At 66.3% G+C, this 8,838-nt stretch carries 4 protein-coding genes; 2 read left to right on the top strand and 2 right to left on the bottom strand.

The window, feature by feature from the left end:
* Window positions 1-120: 120 nt before the first annotated feature.
* The gene (locus AB0B20_RS04930; protein ID WP_357468178.1) at window positions 121-4,002 is read right to left on the bottom strand and encodes a response regulator; all 3,882 of its coding nucleotides are present in this window, start codon (window positions 4,000-4,002) and stop codon (window positions 121-123) included.
* A 1,350-nt stretch (window positions 4,003-5,352) separates the two neighbouring features.
* Here AB0B20_RS04930 and AB0B20_RS04925 point away from each other — a divergent pair.
* The gene (locus AB0B20_RS04925; protein ID WP_357468202.1) at window positions 5,353-6,438 is read left to right on the top strand and encodes a site-specific integrase; all 1,086 of its coding nucleotides are present in this window, start codon (window positions 5,353-5,355) and stop codon (window positions 6,436-6,438) included.
* Between the two features lie 423 nt (window positions 6,439-6,861).
* On the opposite strand, the gene AB0B20_RS04920 is transcribed toward AB0B20_RS04925, so the two are convergent.
* On the bottom strand, window positions 6,862-7,107 hold the full coding sequence (locus AB0B20_RS04920; RefSeq protein WP_357468199.1) for a PadR family transcriptional regulator: 246 nt from the start codon (window positions 7,105-7,107) through the stop codon (window positions 6,862-6,864).
* 226 nt (window positions 7,108-7,333) lie between these two features.
* On the opposite strand from AB0B20_RS04920, the gene AB0B20_RS04915 reads away from it, so the two are divergent.
* Window positions 7,334-8,665: a hypothetical protein gene (locus AB0B20_RS04915; RefSeq protein ID WP_357468175.1), complete on the top strand. Its 1,332-nt coding sequence runs from the start codon at window positions 7,334-7,336 to the stop codon at window positions 8,663-8,665.
* The last annotated feature ends 173 nt before the right edge of the window (window positions 8,666-8,838 follow it).

The raw sequence follows: 8,838 nt of genomic DNA, 5'->3' as shown, positions 1-8,838 counted from the left end.
CGCTACGCTGGCCACGAGGTCTCCGGTATGAAGTTCTTGCTTGGTCGCAGAACCAGATACCGGAGACCTCTTCAGTTGTCGATCACCGCCACACCCTGACCTCGACGCTGCCAGCCCGACTTACGAAACACGCCTTAGTCGCAGCGATTGGGCGATCATCACCGTGCGGTCCGGGATGTGACGCAAGGCTGTTGCGAACTGCTCCAGTAGCGGATCGACCTCGGCCAGCATGCGGGCCACCTCGGCGTTGGGGCGCTCCGGGCTGTGACCGACTACGTTGCGGCCGGTCTTCACGACGGCGAGCGCGTCCAGGTCGAGGCTGCGGATGACCTGTCCCGCAAACGAGTCCTGTGCCAGCCGCGAGGCGAGCGCCTTCAGCAGATCAACCCACTTGCCCAGCATCATGTGGGGCGCCAGCACCGGCCGCGGCACCCGAGCGTCCGGCTCGCCGTGCAGTAGTTCGCCGAGCCCGATCGCGCCGATGAACCGGAGTGCGTCCTCCAACGCCGAGTGGCCGGCCCGCACCCGCAGGTTCGCCACCGCCTCCGACTCGTAACGCTGCAGGCCGAGCGCCACCGGCAGTGGTAGATGCTGCAGATCGCGGCGGCTTTGCCGGCCTAGATCGGCCAGAACCTCCTCGACAACGGTAACGAGCTCCTCGGCCGCGTTCGCCTTGGTCACGTACTTGGTGGCGCCCGCGTTGAAGGCCACTCTCGCCTGGTCGAAGCCTCCCTCGCCAGAAAGCACCACCACCGGCACCCGGTGGCCCTCTTCCTGCAGACGCCTCAGCAGCCACAGCCCACCCCAGGTATCGGGCGGCATCTGCAGATCGGTGACCACGACGTCGTAATGTCCGGCGCCAAGCCGGGTCAGCGCGCTCTCACCGTCGTGAGCGATCTCGATCTGGGCGCCAATCGGATCGAGGTGCCCGGCCATCGTACGAGCGACGTTTTCTTGGTCGTCTACGAGCAACACCCGGACTTTGCGCCGGGGACTCACCCCCGCCTGCGGCGCCGGGGGCGGTATTTGGCCGGGCGCATTGGAATCTGTCACGTCTTCGCACGGTAGGTCGATGATCCAGCGCTGGCCGTCCGCCCTTGGGTCATCGGAGATCGTGGCGCCCAACCGGCGCAGATCCATGCGTACCAGCCACAGCCCCATGCCCGAGCCGTGCACCTTGGTGCTCGTCACAGTCTCGTCCCGCCAGAACATCTCGCGGATCTCGTCGGGCAGCCCCGGGCCGTCGTCGTGCACAACGAGGAACACGTGGCCCGGCTCGGTGTACCAGTCGACGATGATTCGGCCGCCGTTCGGCATCGCCTCGACAGCGTTCTTAATGAGGTTGTCCAGAACTCCCCGCAGCAGCGACGGCGAGAGGGCGACCTTACAATGGCCGGACTTGGCGGGCGCGATCAGCCGTACCCCTGCTATCTCTTTGATCTCCAGAACCTTGGCGGCGCAGTACTCATCGATCCAGCGGCCCAACTGAACCGTCTCTTTGTCGGCATCCGCCAGCGCTTGGTTGGTGTGGTCCAGGTGGTCGGCCAGGCGGACGGCGGCCTCGTGGTGTCGGGCGGCATCGGCGAGTCGGTGAAAGCGCGTTACCCGGTCGTTAGCCACCGCCGCCTTCTGCGCGACGTCCTCCATGCCGATCAACTCGTTTTTCAGCCGGTGCAGGACGTTCGCCAAGATCTCGACGCCGTCACGGTCCCGGGAGCCGTGAAATGCGAGCCTGCCGGCCGCCGTGAAGGACCGGTCGGCAGTGTCGGGAGCGTAGGTGGCGCTCAGCGTCTGCGTGTCCGCTCCGGCGAAGGCCCCAAGGCCGGGCGCCATCTCGGCGAGCAGGTCGACCAGAGTGCGAACGCGATCGGCCGCGCCCGGGACCGTGCTCGCGCATTCAACTCGGACTCCGTCGGGAAGCCGTCGGAACCGGACCGTTCCAGCGGACGTGTCAGGGAACTCCCGGAGCAGTTCACCGATGGCGGCGGCGTCGACCGCGAAGAAGAGCGACACGGACTCGGGACCTTGCACCGGCCAGGATCCGACGATTTCGTCTACCGTCTTTTGTTCCCGGGCGGCGCCAGCCCTTAGGGCGCCGGCTACCGCCAGAAGGAGGTGCCATTGGGGTGCCTTCCGAACCACGACGCTGCCTTCCGGGTCGAGATCGCGCACCCAGGCTGCCAGAACCCGCAACGCCTGCTCCAGCTTTGGCCGCGAGCGTGCATTCACAGCGTTGCCGTAGACGGTCACCAAATGGTCGAAGAGCTCGTCGTCCAGCGGGCCGGTCAGCGAGTCAGCCTCCTCCGCCCACGCGAGGAAGTCGTTGAGCTCGTCACCCGAGGCGGCCAGCAGGCCCAGCCCCAGAACCCCTTCCTCAATACAGCGCCGGAGATCACGGCCGCGCAGCACCGGCAGACGCCGAGCCAGGCACAGCAGGAGCAGCATGCTCTCCTCCCGCTCTGTTCCGACGGCGGCCCGGAGGTCCGGTCCTAGGGTAAAAAGTCGGTACAACCGCTCTGCGGCCAGCCGGGTGGTCTCTTTCTTCCCAGGCGTCGGAGGGCCGGTCCGAACGAGTTCGAGCTCGCCGATACGGACGGTAAGGGTGGCCGTGAACCGGGAATCGTGCGCGGGGCCAGCGGAGGTATAGGTGGAGAAGGCCTCGCCACCGAAGGTGGCACAGAGACGCTGCAGCCGGCTCAACTCGTCAAGCCCCTGAGCAAGGGTCTCCCGCAGTATCCAACCTCGCAGCGTTTCCGGCAGGCCGGCTTCGCCGAAGCGCCAGGCGACCGAGGCAATCGCCTGAAAGGCTTCTGCCTTCATGCGGGGCTTACACTCGGTTTCGCCGCGGCCGCGGAGCACGGCCGATTCCGGCACGAGCCGGTCGAACATGTCGACGTAGCAGCGCTCCGGCAACGAATGGATCCCGCCATCCTCCGGTCCGGGCTTGAGCGTGCGGCCCAGCAGGTTGCGCGTGAACTCTGCGGCCGACACCGCCCTGATGACGTAGGACCCGTGGTTGGCCAGCAGTTCGTAGTCGATCTGCCGGGCCTGGCGGACCAACGACTGGTTCTCGTAAGCCCATGACTTGTGAGTGAGTGCCTGCTGCAGGTAGGCCCGGCGTTCTGGAGTGATGCGGAGAGTGATGGCCAGTTCGGCGACCGTGCGGTTCCACTGGCCCTGACCCGGCGGGTAGTGACGGGGCTCCCCGGCGAGCCGCGAGATCGAGCGGCCGCCGACGCGCGCGATGATCTCACCGTAGAGGCCCGCGTTGCGCAGGTAGTCCTGGACCGCCAGATCCTTTGCGCCGGTTCGTTTCGAGAACTCGCCGCGCCCGCGCCGGCCCCGGTCGTCGACGATCTCCACAATGAAGGTCCGATGGTGATCCGGGCCCTCCTGATGGTCCTTAACCGTCAGCTGCTGAACCGGCACGGAGCGGGTCAGCTCACCCCACCAGTTGATGCCGTCCATGAGCACCTGCTCGAGTGCCTGCTCGTAGACGTCCGCCACCAGGCGCTTGACGATGGTGTAGCCGCCGAGGAGCACCACCACACCGAGGACCTGGTGCATAACGTCCTCAGCTAGGCGCGACGTGCTCCGCCGGTTCGGCTCCTCGCCCTTGCCCAGGTTCATCGACTCGACGACAGCCAGATTGCCAGCGACCCGCTGGGCGACCCGCCCGGGCATGTGCGCGATGACACGGTTCTGCCTGCTGACCTTGTCCGGACGAGTGCGCTCCACGACCAAGTCGGCCACCGCGAGCGCCAGATGGGTGGCGCCGACCTTGCCCAGTGCCGCCAGTGCGGTGGCCGAGATCGGCGCCCGGCCAATCTCGTAAAGGAAAGTGGAGTGACACGCTGCAAGCCGCAACCAGCGCGCGCGCAGCGGATCGTCATCGATCCGCCAACCTCGCTTGGCGAGTTCGGCGACTAGCGCGTCATTGAGCGGCACATCATCCGCCGCCAGAGCCGGGTCGGGAAGAGAGGCGAGGGCGGGTCGGGGCATGCCGGCGGAGTCCTCCAAGTCGCGCGTGGGTCGGGCAACTCTAACCCTCTCCTTTTGGCCGACCCAGCTCACGATCTTGCTGCTCCTTTTGACTACTGCTGGGTTTCGGCCGCCTCCGAGGGTTGCATGCCGCGAGGTTACGGCTATGGCGTCTCCGGCGGGGCGCTCCGGCTCCAGGATGGCCGGAGGCGGCCGCAGGCTCTGAGGGTGGTTGCGGTAGGCCATCCTGTCTGCCATCGACCCCGGGCAAGCCGAACAGACCACCGTCTGATCCGCCGGCGTCCGCACGAGCCGCCGAGGTTCGCTTGACATGGCGGGCCGGGCGGCGGCCCGCTTCCCGTCGGGCAGGTCGATGGCGGACAGGATGGCGGATGCGTCTGGAGAGGAGCGCCCGGCGGATCCCACGGTCAGCGGCGTGGATTCGGCGTTGGCAAAGAAGTTCGCCGCAATCTCCAGCAGGACGGCGATGATGAGCAGGGACGGCTGAAGGGCGATGGGTGGACGTCGACTCGGTCGCACCGATCCCCCCACCAATGATCCCCCGTCGGATCACGGTAGCGGGTATGCAGTCGCATCGATATGCCGTGGAAGCACCTTGGAAACGCCTCTTCGCTGTGCGTGCCTACACCCGCCGGTGTCCAAGTCCTGAACGGCTCGGACGGCTTCGTCGCAGTGGCGGTGGTCTCCCGTTCACTTCCAGCTCGGTGGTAAGGCGAGCCGCTTCCGGTCCTGATCGGCAGTTGCAGGCAGCGGCACGGTAACCGTGCGGCGGCATGGTTTGAGCTGACGTTGGGCGAGTACCGATGCTGCTCGCAGCAGAGGGACGCCCACAAGCAACGTCTGCTGGTGCTGCTGACGGGGAGGTGATCGCGTGCTGCGTGAAGAGGGAGAGTTAGCCGGATCGGCAGGGGAGGCACTCGAAGGTGGTCAGCTGCGCGCCCTTCGCTACGAACAGCCCGATGGCCTTCTTGCCCGCGGGTTGCCGCTTCCGAATCTTGCACGGAGCGTCAAACCTCAGGCGACAGTTTGTGCGGTCACATCAGTTGATGCCAGCGGTCGCCTGGCCGACCGCAGGCCCCTCCAAGCCCTCGGATGGTGCGCCGGACGGGCTGTCGATGTCACCGGTAGGGACACCGCGATCACGGCGGCCGCGCGGCGTGGCGGGCGGTGCACGATCAGCCGTTCTGGTCACCTGGTCCTGCCAGCCTCGGTACGGCGAACCTGCCGCATCGGACCGGGCCATCGCCTCCTGGTACTGGCATACCCGGACCGCGCTCTGTTGGTGGCGTACACGATGAGCGCCCTGGATCTGATGGTCTCGCGTTACATCGGCGAGCATGAGGCATCGTGATGGGATCCGCCTTCAGCGGGGGCGACGAATTGGCGGCGGCCCGGCTGCTCCTGGCGCGGCTAGGGGTAACGCCCGAGCAACTCCTGACGGTGCCGAGCGTGCCTCGAGTCGTTCCCACCTTCGACGAGTACATTGACCGCGTCTCTGAAGCCGTAACTGTGGGTACCGGGCGGGTGTACGGCACCTACTGGAACCGGGTGCGAGAGGTCTGGGGCAGCAGGCGCTTGGACGAGCCGAGCCCTCTGGAAATCAGGCAGCTTGCCGAGCGGATGAAGGAACAACTGGTAGTACGACGGAACTCGCGCGGTGGGCGGACAGCCGCCGAGCACCTCATCTCCTCCCTCAGGTGCCTCTACAGCTACGCGGAAGCCGACGGACTCATCGCCGAATCCGCCAACCCGGCCAAGCGGGTACCGAAGCCACGACGTTTGGCCAGCACGAGGCGCGCCCTGTCCGAGACGCAGCTTGCCTCGATCAACGAGGTCGCGGCCACCACCGGAAACGATCCTGAGCTCGACACCCTCGTATTGCGCCTGCACATCGAGACCGCGTGTCGGAGGGGCGGAGGGCTCGCTCTCCGGCGGGCGGACCTCGATACGGAGCAGTGCATGGTTCGGCTGCACGAGAAGGGCGAGACCGTACGGTGGCAGCCCGTCTCACCGACGTTGGCCAGTCAACTCGCGCAGCATTCTGACGATCGAGGTGGTGGCGATCCGACCGAGCGGCTGCTCAGGTATCGCAACGGTCGGCCGATCACGAGCCGGCGCCACGACCATCTGTGGCAGCGCGTTGGTGGGCACCTGCCCTGGGTGGCTACCCAGCAGGTCAGCACTCACTGGCTACGCCATACGACTTTGACCTGGGTGGAGCGAAGCTTCGGCTATGCCGTAGCCCGAGCGTTCGCAGGTCACAACGGAAGGTCCGATGCGGGGACGACCAGCACCTACGTGCGAGCAGACGTCTACGAAGTCGCCCAAGCTCTGGCAGCGCTTACAGGCGAGTCGCACCCGCTGTTGGCAGCAGCGGTCAGAGCGCCTTGGGGCAAACACCTAGGGATCAACCCAATTGGCGGATACGGTCGATAGGGGTATATCGGTGATCATCCGGGTCCAGGGGAGTGAGGCGAAGGGGTGCATGACGGAAGCCAGCAGCTAAGCCGTCCAGATGATGTGCCGGTGGTCGCAGAGGGTCCGAAGGTCGGCACCCCCCAGGACGCCTGATCGGCGACCTGGTCGGCCGCTGTCCGGACGCCGGCGAGGGCCGTCGCGGTGGTGAACGCGAGGGCGGCGGCGAGGCGTAACCCCGGGGATGAGGTCCGCGGCACCGGTGGCCCGAAGCCGCTCGCGGGAACCGCCGGCCAGCACGTTCGCTGCGTCGGCCGGCGTCGGCCAGCGACCTTCAGGGCCTGACAAAATCGAGGTACGTTCCGACGATCTCGGCGCCCCGGGTCTGCCGGTGGCTTACGGGGTACGCGTGTACCAGCGGCCGGTAGCGGCGTTCGAGCTCGCTCATGCGATCCCTCCCACGGCCTGTGGCGCGAGCCGAGTGGAGCGGGAAGGACCACGCAGTCGGGTAGCGGCCGCCTCGACGTTGCGGCGCAGTCGTGCGGTCTCCTCGACCAACACGGTGTCGCCAGCCGGGGAGAGGCGGTAGTAGCGGTGCAGCCGTCTGCCGACGATTTCCTCCCGATGAACCTCGACCATGCCCGTGTTGACGAGCCGGTCCAGCGCGCCGTTGAGGGTGCCGGGGCGCAGCGAAAGTCGACCTTAGGAGAGGGCGGCCACCTCGCCGATCATGCCGTAGCCGTGCATCGGCTCACCAGCCAGCGCGGTCAGGATCAGGAAAGTCGTTTCCCGCAGCGGTGTGTCCACCTCTGCAATGCATCGGCCACGAAGCTATTGCCGCTTGCTCTCGATACCTGGCAGCAGCGAAGATGCGGCATCAGCCCCGACAGCGGAAACAGTGATGCGTAATTCTTTGATGGACCGTGCGCCAGGTAACCAGATCGACGTCATCCTGACTCACCTTCGCCACCAACAGATGCTCCGCACCATGATCGGATTGATCGCGGACCTGCGTCGTTGCCGGCTGGCGGCGGATCTGTACGAGTTTCAGGAGCAGCTGTTCCGGTTGGTGCTGGAAGTCGAGCAGCGTCGCAGCGAGATCAGCCGCGTAGTCAAGCGACTCAAGAAGCCGGGTGGGAGGGTGCCGCGCGATGCGCCCGAGCTGGGCACGGAGCTGGACCCGTCGGACCATGATTCGTGGCTGCTGGAAGCCGAAGTCTTCGAGCGGATCTGGCGACAGCTCAAGTCGATCGGCGATGCCCTTGCCTGGCGGGCATTCGGATACGACCGCCGTATCATCGTGGCCCTGTCCCGCAACGACTCTCCCGGGCTCATGTACGGCAAGGACGGCTTGGCCAGAGAGCGCGAGTTGATCGAAGGGGCCTGGCGCGACAGCCGTCAGTTCGTGCTGCATCACGACCTCACGGCTGCGCTGCGAGTGGGCGACCTCAGCGTATTCCGAGACGACGGTAGCGTTCTGCTGCACGAGGTCAAGTCCAACAGCAACCGTCGAATCAAGAGGCAAGATCAGCTACTGGTTGACACGTCCATGGTCCTCGCGGGCGAGGGTGCACTCCTGCCCAGCGGTTTCACCCCTATCCGCACGCAGATCCCGCTCGTCACGAACATGCGTGGACTGCGTGAGGTACTCGGCTTGGCGCACGAACGTACCGGCATCCAGGGCGGTGTCGTCTCGCCCGGCCGGGCCGTCGTCGCGGCAAGCCAATACACGGCCACCCGCCATTACCGCGAAGACACCTTCGGCGATCGCTTCTCGGCCGAACTCGCCCGCTGCCAACGCAAGATTGGGATGGGTTCCCACGGGCACAACCTGACCATGACGAGCCTCGACTCGGTCGCACGCTGGCCCACCCGGCCGCCGTGGGCCATCTATCCGGTAGCACCCGAGGTCGCCGCCAGCCTTACCGCCGACGCGATGTTCTTCTTCGTCTGCATGTCGCCCGACGTAATCATCGACCGACTCTCCAACGTCGGCGTGCGAGCTGAGTGGATGCAGCCACTCGACGGCTCGGAAGAATGGACAAAGCCGCTGCTGCGGGTCATGTCCGCCAGCGGCAATCGAATGCTGTTCACATCCCTGACTCCGGAGGCTATCGCCGGCCTCCTGCTGGAGTTTATAGACCTGCGCAGCTGGTGCCGTCAGGTGGCCCTGATGCTCACAGGCGATGTGCCCGCCGGTACCCGGCCCTGGCCGTGTTTCAGTGACGAGTACAAGGTCTGGGCGTGAGAGCGCGAACGACCCACATTGGGCGGGACTCAGCGGGGGCGCCTTCGCGGCAACCTTGCTCTTGACGCTGAACGAAGCCCGAGGGCATAGACCGAGACGAGTCGGCTGCCATGACCCATCGTGCTGCTAAGATTTGCGCATGAGCACCTATCTGGTGCATGGATGCTGGACGT

It is taken from the genome of Micromonospora sp. NPDC049151 (genome assembly GCF_040648395.1).
Classification (GTDB): Bacteria; Actinomycetota; Actinomycetes; order Mycobacteriales; family Micromonosporaceae; genus Micromonospora.
This window is presented reverse-complemented; position numbering and strand designations above follow the sequence as displayed.

Bases quoted from the DNA above. Each gene is read 5' to 3' on its own strand.
- AB0B20_RS04930 (WP_357468178.1), bottom strand. From the start codon at position 4,002: ATGCCCCGACCCGCCCTCGCCTCTCTTCCCGACCCGGCTCTGGCGGCG.
- AB0B20_RS04915 (WP_357468175.1), top strand. From the start codon at position 7,334: ATGGACCGTGCGCCAGGTAACCAGATCGACGTCATCCTGACTCACCTT.
- AB0B20_RS04925 (WP_357468202.1), top strand. From the start codon at position 5,353: ATGGGATCCGCCTTCAGCGGGGGCGACGAATTGGCGGCGGCCCGGCTG.